This is a genomic window from Streptomyces sp. NPDC058335 (genome assembly GCF_042723915.1).
In the GTDB taxonomy this organism is placed as follows: Bacteria; Actinomycetota; Actinomycetes; order Streptomycetales; family Streptomycetaceae; genus Streptomyces.
Map to the genome: position 1 here is coordinate 34111 of NZ_JBHXHX010000024.1, position 13374 is coordinate 47484.

Here is a 13374-nt window from a genome sequence, read left to right on the forward strand (position 1 = left end):
ATGCATCTTCCTTCGCCCCCTCAGGAGCCCCGCCCGTGACCGCCGAAGCCCCGGCCGCCCCCGCCCTGTCCTACGGCCGGCTGATCCCCGTCACCGTCCACTTCGACGACCTCGACGCGCTCGGACTGCTGCACAACGCCCGCTACCCGCTGATGGTCGAGCGCGCCTGGACCGAGCTGTGGCAGGAGCACGGCGTGCGCTTCGAGGGGGACTGGGCCGCCGCCGGCGACGCCTGCAACGCCGTGAAGGAACTGCGCGTCAGCTACGAGGCCCCCGTCACCAAGCCGGGCGCCTACGCCGTCCACCTGTGGCTTGAGCGGCTCGGCAACACCGGCCTGACCTACGGCTTCCGGTTCTGTTCGGCCGACGGGGCGGTCACCTACGCCCGCGGCACCCGGGTCCTGGTCCGGCTGGACGCGACGACCATGCGCCCGGCGCCGTGGAGCGAGACCCTCAGGAGCGCGGGCCGGGCACTGCTGCGTCCGGCGGACTGACCTTCACGGATGTACGCTCGCCGCCGCGCAGGACGCCCGCGAACAGGACCAGCCCGAAGGCCAGCACCGTCACCACGCCGAACGACACCATCAGGCTGGTCGCCTGCGCCACCCCGCCGATCAGGCTCGGCGCGATCAGCCCGGAGGTGTAGGTGATCGTCGCGACACCCGCGATGGCCTGGCTGGGATTGGGGCCGCTGTGTCCGGCCGCCGCGAAGCACAGCGGGACCACGACGGCGATGCCCAGGCCCATCATCCCGAACCCGCCCATCGCCACCGCCGGGTGATCCGCCACCACGATCAGCAGCCCGCCCGCGGCGGCCAGCACCCCGCCCGCGCGGACCGTGCGGACCGCGCCGAACCGGTTCACCACCGCGTCCCCCACGAGCCGGGCCACCGCCATCGTGAGCATGAAGCCGGTCGTGCAGGCCGCCGCGAGACCGGCCGAGGTACCGAGGTGGTCCTCCAGGTAGACCGCCGACCAGTCCAGGCTCGCGCCCTCCGCGAACACCGCGCAGAACCCGACCGCGCCGATCAGCAGCGCCGAGCGGGGCGGCAGCGTGAAACGCGGCGGGGCCTCCTCGTCGTCGGTGGGCCGCAGATCGAGCACCCACCGGCAGGCCAGCAGTCCGAGCACGGTGAGGGCGGCGGCCGCCAGCACATGGTGCAGGCGCGCGTCCGTGCCCAGGTGCGCGGCGAGCGTTCCGCCCGCCGAGCCGATCAGCGCGCCCGCGCTCCACATGCCGTGCAGGCCCGACATGATCGACCTGTCGAGCCGCTGCTCGACCTCGACGCCGAGGGCGTTCATCGCCACGTCGGCCATGCCGGCGGTGGCGCCGTAGACGAACATCGCCAGGCACAGGGTGACCATGTTCGGTGCGAGCGAGGGCAGGACCAGCGCCAGCGTCCACAGCACGAGCAGTCCGCGCAGGGCCGCGCGGCTGCCGAAGCGATGGGTGATCCGGCTCGCCAGCGGCATCGCGCAGGCGGCGCCGAACGCCGTGAAGGCCAGGGCGAAGCCGAGCAGGCCGGCTCCCACCGAGGCGTGGTCCTGGATCCACGGCACCCGTGTGGCGAAGGAGCCGGTGACCGCGCCGTGCACGGCGAACACGGCGGCCACGGCGTACCGGGCCCGCCGTAGCTCCGACGGTGCGTAGGTCACTTCGCTCATTCCTGGGGCCCCTCCTCGTCAGTGTGCCGCCCGGCGCTTTGCCGTGCGGGGGCCACGTCGTCGCGGCGCCTGGGTAAACTATCAGGGACCCTGCCTGATAAATAGAGGCCGGTCCGGCGTGACGCTCCGGCGCCCATGGGAGGATTCCGCGCATGCCCGCATCCCCGAGCACCGCCCGGGCCATCAACGACCGGCTCGCCCTGCGGCACCTCCAGGACGAAGGCCCGTTGACGGCGGGGCAGTTGAAACAGCTCACCGGCCTGTCCCGGCCCACCGTCGCCGACCTCGTCGAACGCCTCACCGCCTCCGGCCTGATCGAGATCGTCGGCGAGGCGGGGGAGCAGCGACGCGGCCCGAACGCCCGGCTGTACGGCATCGTCACGGGCCGCGCCCATCTGGCGGCGCTGGACGTGCGCACCGAGGGCGTCGCCGTGCTGGTCTCCGACCTGGTCGGGCGGGTGCTCGCCGAGGCGTCCGTGCCGATCGGCGGCGACATCGGCACCGGGCCCGCCGTGGAGCAGGCGGTGACCCTCGTCGAGCGGGCGCTGAAGGACTCCGGCGCCGACCGGCTCCACACCGTCGGCATCGGCGCGCCCGGCCTGATCGACCCCGCCAGCGGCGAACTGCGCGACTCCTCCGGCCTGCCCGCCTGGCACCGCCGTCTGGTGGCCGCCCTGCAGGAGCGGCTCCCCGAGGCCCGCGTGACGGTCGAGAACGAGACCAACCTCGCGGCCCTGGCCGAACAGCGCGAGGGCGCCGCCGGCGACCGGGACACCTTCGTGCTGCTGTGGCTGGGCCACGGCACGGGCGCGGCCGTCGTCCTGGACGGCGCCCTGCGCCGGGGAGCCTCCGGCGGCACCGGCGAGATCGGCTTCCTGCCGGTCCCCGGCACCACCGGCCTGCCGTCGGCCACCGACTGCGAGGGCGGCTTCCACTCCCTGGCGGGCTCGGCGGGGATCGCTGCGCTGGCACGGGAACACGGGTTGGGACCGGCCCCGGAGCCGGTGCCTGGAGAGCCGGAGGCGGCGGGCCTGGTGCGGGCGGCGGTGGCACAGGCGCACGCCGCGGGAGGCACCCCGGACGACACCTCCGACGACACCCCCGGCAGCGGCCTCGACGACGCCTCCGGCCGCTTCCTCGACGCCCTCGCCGACCGGCTCGCCATCGGCGCCGCCTCTGTCGTGGCCGTCCTCGACCCCGGATGCGTGGTCCTCGGCGGGGAGGTCGGCCAGGCCGGGGGCGAGGCGCTCGCGACACGGGTGGCGGAACGGCTGCGGCGGATGGCGCCGCTCCCCACCCAGGTTCGCCCGAGCCTCCTGGGCGGCGCCGCGGTACTGCGCGGGGCGCTGCTGACGGCACGGGAGTCCGCCCAGGAGGAACTGTTCGGGGGCCACTGAGTTCCGTGGGTGGCCGCGGTCATGGAGAGGCCCGGCGGCGGGCAAGGGCCGTCGTCACCGCCGCCGGGCCGGTCTCACGGGGTCAGGGGTCAGCAGGCACCGAGGTCCTGCCACACCCCCCATTCACCGGTGGTGCCGGGCTCCTCGCCCTTCGTCCACCACTTGGCGCGCCAGCTGTGTCCCTTGTGGGACACCTTGCTCTCGCCGACGTACTCCGTCGTCGCGGCCCAGGCCGGGACGGTGCACTGCCCGGTCCCGCCGGAGGGGGACGGGGAGACGCTCGCCGACGGGCTCGGGCTGGCGCTGGGGCTCGGGCTCGCGCTCGGGCTTGCCGAGGTCGACGGGCTGGGGCTCGCTCCCGGCTCCACCACCGTCGTGCCCCGCGTCAGATCACCGGCCAGCGCGTACGTCCGTCCGCCGAAGGTCACCGTCCAGTTCGAGGGTGTCGAGACCGGCAGGTAGTACACGAGGTCCAGCTCCGCCGACGCGCCCGGCGCCAGCGTCTGCCAGGCCGGCAGCTTCAGCGAGACCCGGTGGAAGCTGCCCTTGAGGCCGCCGACGTTGCTCCCCGTGTGATCGCTGCTGATCACCGAAGTCCCCCAGCCCGACTGGTCCTTGGCGTTGCCGGGCGCCGACGTGCCGTGGTCGAAGCGGAACTCCGTGCCGCCGGGCAGGGTCGTGGACGTGTTGTTGGTGATCTTCAGCTTGGGGCTGATCGGGTAGTTGGAGTCGCCGAGCGGGAACTGCCCGAACTCCACGTCGATCCTCAGCGCCTCCGTCGGCAGCTCCACCGTGGACCGCTTCGCGCCGTACGGGGAGGCGGACCTGAACTTCTCGTACATGGCGGAGGTCAGCGTCGACCCCGGCTCGTACTGCCCCTCGGCCGCGTTCCAGCCGTAGTCGCCGGCCAGCTCCCACACCATCGTGCCGCCGATGCCCTGGTCGACCACGTAGTCGGCCTTGGCGGCGACGGACTGCTCGTCCTCGGTGGACAGGAACACCTTCTTCTCGGCGTTCCACAGCCAGGGCGCGACCAGCGTGGCGTCGTACTTGCGGGCGTACGTGCCGGTCAGCCGGGTGTCGGCCGGGAAGCCGTACCGGGTGACGTAGTCGCCGACGACGCCCTTCTCCAGGTTCTTGGCGTGCCACATCGGGTTGGAGCCCGCGGGTGCCTCCCGGCCGGCGGTGTCCAGGTCGTGCCAGAGGTTGTCGATGCCGACGGCACCGTCCCCGCACTTGGTGAGCCCGGACCCGGCCGGACAGGTGGTCGTGGCGGCCCTGCCCCACAGCCCGTCGGTCCCGCCGGTCACGTTCTTGAACCCCCGTGTGTAGTAGGGGAGTCCGATGTTGATCCGGCCGGCCGGCATCGACCCGCGGAAGTAGTGGTAGGCCCAGTCGGTGTTGAGATAGCCGATCCCGCCGTACTGGGACGTCGAATACACGCCCGCTGCGGCGAGTTCGGCGTCCTTGCCGTCGTCGAAGAGGGACGCGTTCGGACCGACGTACTCGTTCCAGGCGCCGTGCAGGTCGTACGACATGATGTTGACGTAGTCCAGGTATTTCTGGACCTGAAAGGTCTCCATGCCGCGCAGCAGATATCCCGACGAGGGCGCGGCCACCGACAGCAGATAGTGTCTTCCGTCCGCCGAACCCGCGCGGTCGAGCTTCTCGCGCAGGCTCTTCATCAGCGCGGCATAGCCCTTGACCAGGCCGGAGCGGCGGGCGTTGGAAAGGGACCAGTCGAGCGGGTTGCCCGCGTCCTTCATGGTCGTCGGGTACTCGTAGTCGATGTCGACGCCGTTGAAGCCGTACTTCCTGATGAAGTCGACGGCGGAACTCGCGAAGGTGTCGATGCCGGTCTGGTTGACCGAGCCGTCCGCGTTCGTGGCCATGGAGTAGAAGCCGCCCGAGTTCACCCGGGTGCCGTCGGCGGCGAAATAGCCGCCGGTCTCCGCCCAGCCGCCCACGGAGATCAGGGTCTTGACGTCCGGGTGCTGCTTCTTGAATTTGTTCAGCAGGTTGAAATGGCCCTGATAGGGGAGTGCCGGGTCCATTTCGGCGCCGGCCACTCCCGGCCAGGTCATCCCGGTCGCCGCGTTGGCGGCACCGTCCGCGCCCACGGAGAGCTTGTTGGCCCCGTCGACGTGCGCGAAGGCGTAGTTGAGGTGGGTGACCTTGTCCCAGGGAATGTCCGGGGCCAGGTAGGCGGGTGTGCCGTCCTTGCCGGTGCGCCAGCCGGTGAAGTAGCCGATCACCCGGCGCTGGTGGTCGGCGCCCATCTTCTCCCGGCCGGCCGTGTCGTAGACCGAGCAGTAGGGGACGTCCACGCCCGGCGTTGCGTACAGCCCGTCGGGGCGGCAGGAGTCCTGGTCGGCGGCGTTCGAGACGGTGGCCGGGAGTCCGGCGAGCAGCAGGCCCGCGACGGCCGCCGCGGCGGCGAGCAGCGCGGGTCTCGCCCGGTGTCGTGAGGGGGACAGCACAGTCGGTTCCTCTCCACGGAAGTTGCGCAGACCCTAGAGAGGACTAGACCAGTGCGTCAATAGGTATGGACCAATTTGAAGAGGGCTGCGCCGGCGGCGAGTTGGGGCCCCGGCGGCCCGCCCGAGATGTCCATGGACACCCCCTGTGAGCCACCCCACAGACCTCACCCGCATGGACCAGTGCCGGGCGTGGCACACTGGCCCTGTACCTACAGCAGCGCACTCCGGGGTCGGTGAAAGTCCGAACCGGCGGTTACAGTCCGCGACCCGGTCGCTTCCAGCGACCGGTTGACCAGGTGAAATTCCTGGACCGACGGTTAAAGTCCGGATGGGAGGCAGTGCGCGGCGGGCAGGCATTCGTGCGTGCCGCCGTACATGTACTCGTCCGCGGACGAGTCTGTCCGGCGTCGCCCCCGGTGTCCTCGCTCGTTTCATTCTGTCGTCTTCGACAGGCCCCGGAGTCCGTGCCCGAATGAGGCAGGAGGACCCGGGAAGTGTTCACCGGAATCGTCGAAGAACTGGGTGAGGTCACCGCCGTCGAGAATCTCGGCGACGCCTCCCGTTTCCGGCTGCGCGGCCCCGTCGTCACCGACGGCGCCAAGCACGGCGACTCCATCGCCGTGAACGGGGTCTGTCTCACCGTCGTCGAACACGAGGGCGACGAGTTCACCGCCGACGTCATGGCGGAGACCCTGAAGCGCTCCAGCCTCGGCGCCCTCACCGTCGGCTCCCGCGTCAACCTCGAACGGCCCACGGCCGTCGGCGCGCGCCTCGGCGGCCACATCGTGCAGGGCCACGTCGACGGCACCGGACAGGTGCTGGAGCGCACCCCCTCCGAACACTGGGAGATCGTCAAGGTCGCGCTCCCCGCCGACCTCGCCCGGTACGTCGTCGAGAAGGGCTCCATCACCGTCGACGGCATCAGCCTCACTGTCGTCGAAGCCGGCCGGGACCACTTCACCGTCAGCCTCATCCCCACCACCCTCGACCTGACCACCCTCGGCCTGAAGCAGCCCGGAGACCCGGTCAACCTCGAGGTGGACATCGTCGCCAAGTACGTGGAGCGGCTGATGGCCGCCACTCCGGGAGCGGCGAAGTGAACTCGCTGAACTCCGAGGCGTTCGTCCTCCTCGACCAGCACATCCTCTGGTCGGACATGATCGGCAACATCTTCGGCCTGGCGGCCCTCGCCCTCGGCTGGCGCCGGTCCATCTGGAGCTGGCCCGTCCAGTTCCTCTCCGGCCTCATCCTCTTCGGCGCCTTCTTCGGCCACCTGACCGGCAGCGCCGGCAAGCAGGCCGTCGTCATGACCGTCGCCCTCTACGGATGGTGGCAGTGGAACCGCGACCGGAGCGGGTCCGCCGACGGCCACATCACCCCGCGCTTCGCCACCTGGCGCGAGCGCGCCGCCATGGCCGGCGCCGCCGCCGCGGGCACGGTCGCCGTGGCCCTCCTCTTCAAGGCCTACCCGACCCTGTCCTGGGACCCCTGGCCCGACGCCTACATCTTCGTCGGCACCGTCGTCGCCATGTACGCCCAGGCCAAGGGCATGGTCGAGTTCTGGTTCGCCTGGCTCCTCGTCGACCTCGTCGGCGTCCCCCTGAACTTCGCCAACGGCTACGCCTTCTCCGGCTTCGTCTACGTCATCTACGGCGCGCTCGTCCTGTGGGGCATGCGCGACTGGTGGCTGCGCTCCCGCAGGGGGTCGCGGCCCGCTCTGGAAGGAGCGCCCGCATGAGCACGGCACCCATCCTCTACACCACCGACGGCGTCGAGGACTTCGCGCTCGACCCGATCGAGCAGGCCATCGCCGACATCGCCGCCGGCCGCCCGGTCGTGGTCGTCGACGACGAGGACCGCGAGAACGAGGGCGACCTCGTCATCGCCGCCGAGAAGGCCACCCCCGAGATCGTCGCCTTCATGATGAGCGAGTGCCGCGGCCTGATCTGCGCCCCCATGGAGGGCGACGAACTGGACCGGCTCGAACTCCCGCAGATGGTCGCGGACAACACCGAGTCGATGAAGACCGCGTTCACCGTCTCCGTCGACGCCTCCGCCGCGCACGGCGTGACCACCGGCATCTCCGCCGCCGACCGCGCCACCACCCTGCGGCTCCTGGCCGACGGCACCGCCGAGCCCACCGACCTCGTCCGGCCCGGCCATGTCTTCCCGCTGCGCGCCAGGCCCGGCGGCGTCCTCGTCCGCAACGGGCACACAGAGGCCGCCGTCGACCTCGCCCGGCTCGCGGGCCTGCGCCCGGCCGGCGCGATCGTCGAGATCGCCGGCGAGGACGGCCGCATGCTGCGTCTGCCCGAGCTGATCCCGTTCGCCCGCAAGCACGGTCTGACGATCATCTCCATCGAGGACCTGATCGCCTACCGCCGCACCGCCGAGCCCACCGTCCGCCGCGAGGCCGAGACCCGCCTGCCCACCGCCCACGGCACCTTCACCGCGTACGGCTACCGCTCCACCGTCGACGGCGTCGAGCATGTCGCCCTCGTGCACGGCGAGATCGGCGACGGCGAGGACGTCCTGGTCCGTGTCCACTCCGAGTGCCTCACCGGAGACGTCTTCGGCTCCGCGCGCTGCGACTGCGGCCCCCAGCTCGACACCGCCCTGCAACGCATCCAGACCGAGGGCCGGGGCGTCGTCGTCTACCTGCGCGGCCATGAGGGCCGCGGCATCGGCCTGCTGTCCAAGCTGCGGGCGTACGAACTCCAGGAACGCGGCAGGGACACCCTCGACGCCAACCTGGAGCTGGGCCTGCCCGCCGACGCCCGGGACTACGCGGCCGGCGCTCAGATCCTCGACGACCTGGGCGTGCGCAGCGTACGTCTGATGACGAACAACCCCGAGAAGACCGACGCGCTCACCCGGCACGGCATCGAGGTCGCCGCCCGCGAACCGATGCCCGTCCAGGCGGGCGAGCACAACATCCGCTACCTGCGCACCAAGCGGGACCGGATGGGACACGACCTGCCCTGGCTGGACACGGCCCCCGTGTCCCCCTGCGGCAACCAGTAAGCACGGCACGAAGGAGAGACGTGAGCGGCAAGGGTGCACCGGAACTGTCCGTACGCAATGTGGGTGATCTCAGGGTCGCCGTCATCGCGGCACAGTGGCACGAGAAGGTGATGGACGGACTGGTCGACGGCGCCCTGCGCGCCCTGCACGACCTGGGCATCGACGAGCCGACCCTGCTCCGGGTCCCCGGCAGCTGGGAACTCCCGGTCGTCGCCAAGGTCCTCGCGGGCCGCGGCTACGACGCGATCGTCGCCCTCGGTGTCGTCATCCGCGGCGGCACCCCGCACTTCGAGTACGTGTGCCAGGGCGTCACCCAGGGCCTGACCCAGGTCTCCGTCGACACCGGCGTCCCCATCGGCATGGGCGTCCTCACCTGCGACACCGAGGAGCAGGCCCTGGACCGGGCCGGCATCGAGGGCTCGAACGAGGACAAGGGACACGAGGCGGTGACCGCGGCGGTCGCGACCGCGGCCACCCTCCGCTCAGTATCCGAACCCTGGCGATAGGCAGACCGGCACAACGGCTAGGGTGGCATCACCATGTCCAAGAAGACGTTCGAGGAGCTGTTCACCGAGCTCCAGCAGAAGGCCGCCGACGGCGACCCCGCCACTTCCCGCACCGCAGAACTGGTCGGGAAGGGGGTCCATGCCATCGGCAAGAAGGTCGTCGAAGAGGCCGCCGAGGTCTGGATGGCCGCCGAGTACGAGGGCAAGGAGGCGGCAGCCGAGGAGATCTCGCAGCTGCTGTACCACGTCCAGGTGATGATGGTCGCCCGCGGCATCTCGCTGGACGACGTCTACGCCCACCTCTGAGCCCCACCCACCCTCCCCCGAACAACACCACGCGAAGGAAGCCGACCTCATGCTGCGCATCGCCATCCCCAACAAGGGTTCCCTGTCCGGACCTGCGGGGGAGATGCTGCATGAGGCCGGCTACCAGCAGCGCCGCGAGTCCAAGGAACTGCGGATCGTCGACCCGGAGAACGAGGTCGAGTTCTTCTACCTCCGCCCCCGCGACATCGCGATCTACGTCTCCTCCGGCCGCCTCGACATCGGCATCACCGGCCGCGATCTGCTCGTCGACTCCGGAGCCGACGCCGAGGAGATCCTCCCGCTGGGCTTCGCCCGCTCCACCTTCCGCTTCGCCACCAAGCCGGGCACGGCCGGCGGCGTCGAGGACCTCAAGGGCATGACGGTCGCCACCTCCTACGAGGGCATCGTGGCCAAGCACCTCGCCGACCACGGCATCGACGCCTCCGTCGTCCACCTGGACGGCGCCGTGGAGACCGCCATCGAACTGGGCGTCGCCGAGGTCATCGCCGACGTCGTCGAGACCGGCACCTCCCTGCGCAACGCGGGCCTCGAGGTCATCGGCGAGCCGATCATGAAGTCCGAGGCGGTCGTCATCCGCCGGACCGGCGCCGACGGCGAGGACACCAAGGTGCAGCAGTTCCTGCGCCGCCTCCAGGGCGTCCTGGTCGCCCGGACCTACGTGATGATGGACTACGACTGCCGCGTCGAGCAGCTCGAGAAGGCCGTCGCGCTGACCCCCGGCCTGGAGTCGCCGACCGTCTCCCCGCTGCACAACGAGGGCTGGGTCGCCGTCCGTGCCATGGTCCCCGCCAAGGAGGCCCAGCGGATCATGGACGACCTGTACGACATCGGCGCCCGCGCCATCCTCACCACGGCCATCCACGCCTGCCGACTCTGAGAACCCCGGGAAGATGTCCGACCAGCCCACGCTCCCCGTCACCTTCCGGCCGAGCCGCACCCGCGTGGTGCTGCTCTCGGCCGGAGTGGCGCTCTTCGCCGTCATCTCCGCCGTGGCTCTGCTGCTGGAGCAGCTCGGCCCGGGGGAGCGGCTCAGTTTCGTCTTCACCGGCGCCCTCTGCTTCTGGGTGCCGGCCCAACTGGCCCGCGTCAGGGTCGTCGCCGACGACTCGGGTGTCACCGTGGTCAACATCGCGAGCAGGCGGCGCCTGGAATGGGCCGAGATCCTCAGGGTGAACCTCCGGGCGGGCGACCCCTGGGTGTTCCTCGACCTCAGCGACGGCACCAGCCTGCCCGCGCTCGGCATCCAGCCCGGCATCGACAAGCAGCAGGCCATCGCCCACGCGCGCGCCCTGCGCAGCCTCGTGGAGGCCCGGTCCGTGCACCGCTCCGAGCCGGATCAGGGCTGACCCGGAGCATTGTCAGGGCTGACTCGGGGGCGTCCACCCTGCCGCTGGACCCTCTGTCTTGATTAATCTGGTGACGGAGACGTTCCCCTTTGCGCCTCCACCCCCGTGGTGCCCTGCCGGGCGCACGGGGGGTCCTGCTACCCGAGGAGTGACCCTCTCCGGCGATGGACGGTTCGTCCTGTAGTACCTGCGCCGCCCCCTCCGACGTGGAGGCGGCGGCACCATGACCATCCCCCTGCTGCTCCTGGCAGCCGCGTTCCTGCTCATCCTCGCCAACGGCTTCTTCGTGGCCGCCGAGTTCGGCCTCGTCACCGTCGAGCGACAGGAGGCCGAGAAGGCCGCCGCCGAAGGCGACCGACGAGCCCGTACGGTCGTCGAGTCGCTGAAGGAGCTGTCCTTCCAGCTCTCCGGCACCCAGCTCGGCATCACCATCACCTCTCTCGTCGTCGGCATGCTCGCCGAACCGGCGCTCGCCGAGCTGCTCGGCGGCCCTCTCACCGCGATCCGCGTCCCCGAGGGCGCCGTCTCCGGTGTGGCCGTCGTCATCGGCATGCTGCTGGCCTCCGCCGTACAGATGGTGGTCGGTGAACTCGTGCCGAAGAACTGGGCGGTCTCCAAGCCCCTCCAGGTCGCACGGTTCGTCGCCGGCCCGCAGCACGCGTTCGCCCGCCTGTTCCGGCCGGTCATCGCCGGCCTCAACGCCGTCGCCAACCGGCTCGTGCGCGCGCTGGGCGTCGAGCCCACCGAGGAGCTGGCCTCCGCCCGCACCCCCGGTGAACTCGTCTCCCTGGCCCGCCACTCCGCTCGGGCCGGCACGCTGGAACAGGACACGGCCGACCTGTTCGTGCGGACCCTGTCGCTGGCCGAGCTGACCGCGCAGCACGTGATGACACCGCGCGTGAAGGTCAGCGCCCTCCAGGCGTCGGCCACCGCCGAGGACGTGGTCAACCTGACCCGCGCCACCGGCCTGTCCCGTTTCCCCGTCTACCGCGAGAAGATCGACGAGATCGTCGGCATGGTGCACCTCAAGGACGCCCTGGCCGTCCCCGTCCACGACCGGTTGCGCACCCCGCTCGGCCGGATCGCCCGCCCGGCCCTGCTGGTCCCCGAGACCCTGCCCGTGCGGCCCCTGCTGGCCCGGCTGCGCAGCGAGCAGCCCATCGCCGTCGTCGTCGACGAGTACGGCGGCACCGCCGGCGTGGTGACGCTGGAGGACATCGTCGAGGAGATCGTCGGCGAGGTCCGCGACGAGCACGACGGCCTGGACACCCCCGAACTGGCCGCCGCCCCGCCCGAGGACGGCAGGCCCGCCTGGGACGTCGACGGCAGCTGCCGGGTCGACACCCTCAGGCGCATCGGCCTCGACGCGCCCGAGGGGCCGTACGAGACGGTCGCCGGGCTCGTCGCCGACCTGCTCGGCCGCATCCCGGCCGTCGGTGACCGGGCCGAGCTGCCCGGCTGGCGGCTGTCGGTCCGCCGTGTCGGCCACTACCGGGCCGAGCGGGTCCGGATCGTCCGCACCGGAGTGGTCGTGGAGGTCGCCCGATGAGCGTGCTCCAACTCGCCTTCGCCGGCCTGCTCGTGCTCGCCAACGGATTCTTCGTCGGCGCCGAGTTCGCCCTCGTCTCCGTCCGCCGCAGCCAGATCGAACCGCTCGGCACGACGCGGTCGCGCCAGGTCCTCCACGGCCTGGAACACCTGCCGCAGATGATGGCCGCCGCCCAGTTCGGCATCACCATGTGCTCCCTGACCCTGGGCGCGGTCGCCGAACCGACGGTGGCACACCTGCTGGAGCCCGTCTTCGGGTGGATCCATCTGCCGCACGGCATGATCCACCCGCTGGGTTACGTCATCGCCCTGGCGGCCGTGGTCTTCTTCCACCTCGTCGTCGGCGAGATGGTCCCGAAGAACCTCGCCATGGCGGCCCCGGAGAAGGCCGCGCTGTGGCTGAGCCCCGGCCTGGTCGCCTTCGCCCGCCTCTGCCGGCCGATCACCGTCGCCCTCGGCGCCTGCGCCCAGGGCATCCTGCGCCTCTTCGGCGTCGAGCCCAGGGACGAGGTCGAGGCCGTCTTCACCAGCGAGCAGCTCAACCGGCTGGTGGAGGACTCCGGTCAGGCCGGTCTCCTCGACCCCGAGGAGCAGGAGCGGCTGGAGGACGCGCTGGAGCTGGGCTCCCGCCCGGTGACGGACGTCCTGCTCAAGCGGGAGTCGCTGGTGACGGTCCCGCCGTCGGTCACTCCGGGGCAGATCGTCGCCCTCACCGCCCGCACCGGCTACTCGCGCTTTCCCGTCGCCGCGGAGAACGGCGCCTTCATGGGCTACCTCCATGTGAAGGACGTCCTCGACCTGGAGGAGTCCGAACGGGCGGTGCCGCAGCAGGTGTGGCGCCCGATGACGACGCTCCGCTCCGAGCTGCCGCTGGACGACGCGCTGACGGTGATGCGGCGGGCGGCGACCCACCTGGCGCAGGTCGCCGACGCCTCGGGCAGGGTGCTCGGTCTGGTCGCGCTGGAAGATGTCCTGGAGCTGCTGGTCGGCGAGGTGACGGATCCCGCGCACCGGGACTATCCCGAGGTGGTGATGGCGACCTAGAAGGCCCGGTCGCCGGGACGGGTGGGCCCTGTGCGTC

The 13374-nt window shown here is 71.4% G+C and carries 13 protein-coding genes and 1 riboswitch; of the genes, 11 read left to right on the forward strand and 2 right to left on the reverse strand.

Annotated elements, in window-relative coordinates; translation table 11 throughout:
* Nucleotides 1-35: 35 nt before the first annotated feature.
* The gene (locus tag ACFWJX_RS34635) at nt 36-494 is read left to right on the forward strand and encodes an acyl-CoA thioesterase (RefSeq protein ID WP_383250291.1); all 459 of its coding nucleotides are present in this window, start codon (nt 36-38) and stop codon (nt 492-494) included.
* On the opposite strand, the gene ACFWJX_RS34640 is transcribed toward ACFWJX_RS34635, so the two are convergent.
* Nucleotides 454-1665, reverse strand: coding sequence for an MFS transporter (locus ACFWJX_RS34640; RefSeq protein WP_383250292.1), 1212 nt, complete (start codon nt 1663-1665; stop codon nt 454-456). The genes ACFWJX_RS34635 and ACFWJX_RS34640 overlap by 41 nt on opposite strands.
* Before the next feature lie 152 nt (nt 1666-1817).
* On the opposite strand from ACFWJX_RS34640, the gene ACFWJX_RS34645 reads away from it, so the two are divergent.
* Complete coding sequence (locus tag ACFWJX_RS34645; protein ID WP_383250293.1) at nt 1818-3062, forward strand: ROK family transcriptional regulator; 1245 nt, start codon at nt 1818-1820, stop codon at nt 3060-3062.
* A gap of 89 nt (nt 3063-3151) precedes the next feature.
* On the opposite strand, the gene ACFWJX_RS34650 is transcribed toward ACFWJX_RS34645, so the two are convergent.
* Entirely contained in the window at nt 3152-5542 is a 2391-nt protein-coding gene (locus tag ACFWJX_RS34650; protein ID WP_383250294.1) for a chitinase C-terminal domain-containing protein, read from the reverse strand.
* A gap of 215 nt (nt 5543-5757) precedes the next feature.
* Nucleotides 5758-5888, forward strand: a riboswitch (FMN riboswitch).
* A 148-nt stretch (nt 5889-6036) separates the two neighbouring features.
* On the opposite strand from ACFWJX_RS34650, the gene ACFWJX_RS34655 reads away from it, so the two are divergent.
* From ACFWJX_RS34655 to ACFWJX_RS34695, 9 genes are all read left to right on the forward strand, one after another.
* Complete coding sequence (locus ACFWJX_RS34655) at nt 6037-6642, forward strand: riboflavin synthase (RefSeq protein WP_383250295.1); 606 nt, start codon at nt 6037-6039, stop codon at nt 6640-6642.
* Nucleotides 6639-7280, forward strand: coding sequence for a nicotinamide riboside transporter PnuC (locus ACFWJX_RS34660; RefSeq protein ID WP_383250296.1), 642 nt, complete (start codon nt 6639-6641; stop codon nt 7278-7280). Before ACFWJX_RS34655 ends, ACFWJX_RS34660 begins: the two co-directional genes overlap by 4 nt.
* A complete protein-coding gene (locus tag ACFWJX_RS34665) occupies nt 7277-8566 on the forward strand; it encodes a bifunctional 3,4-dihydroxy-2-butanone-4-phosphate synthase/GTP cyclohydrolase II (RefSeq protein WP_383250297.1) in 1290 nt (429 codons plus the stop codon). The genes ACFWJX_RS34660 and ACFWJX_RS34665 overlap by 4 nt, the downstream gene beginning before the upstream one ends.
* Before the next feature lie 20 nt (nt 8567-8586).
* Nucleotides 8587-9072, forward strand: coding sequence for a 6,7-dimethyl-8-ribityllumazine synthase (gene ribH, locus ACFWJX_RS34670; RefSeq protein ID WP_086764975.1), 486 nt, complete (start codon nt 8587-8589; stop codon nt 9070-9072).
* Nucleotides 9073-9105: 33 nt separating this feature from the next.
* Nucleotides 9106-9378 carry a phosphoribosyl-ATP diphosphatase gene (locus tag ACFWJX_RS34675; RefSeq protein ID WP_062704494.1) on the forward strand — a complete coding sequence of 91 codons (273 nt, stop codon included), beginning with the start codon at nt 9106-9108 and terminating at the stop codon, nt 9376-9378.
* Between the two features lie 49 nt (nt 9379-9427).
* Nucleotides 9428-10276, forward strand: a complete 849-nt coding sequence (gene hisG / locus ACFWJX_RS34680; RefSeq protein WP_383250298.1) for an ATP phosphoribosyltransferase — start codon at nt 9428-9430, stop codon at nt 10274-10276.
* 13 nt (nt 10277-10289) lie between these two features.
* Nucleotides 10290-10745, forward strand: a complete 456-nt coding sequence (locus tag ACFWJX_RS34685; RefSeq protein WP_383250299.1) for a PH domain-containing protein — start codon at nt 10290-10292, stop codon at nt 10743-10745.
* A 223-nt stretch (nt 10746-10968) separates the two neighbouring features.
* A complete protein-coding gene (locus ACFWJX_RS34690; protein ID WP_383250300.1) occupies nt 10969-12294 on the forward strand; it encodes a hemolysin family protein in 1326 nt (441 codons plus the stop codon).
* Nucleotides 12291-13337 carry a hemolysin family protein gene (locus ACFWJX_RS34695; protein WP_383250301.1) on the forward strand — a complete coding sequence of 349 codons (1047 nt, stop codon included), beginning with the start codon at nt 12291-12293 and terminating at the stop codon, nt 13335-13337. The genes ACFWJX_RS34690 and ACFWJX_RS34695 overlap by 4 nt, the downstream gene beginning before the upstream one ends.
* Nucleotides 13338-13374 lie beyond the last annotated feature (37 nt).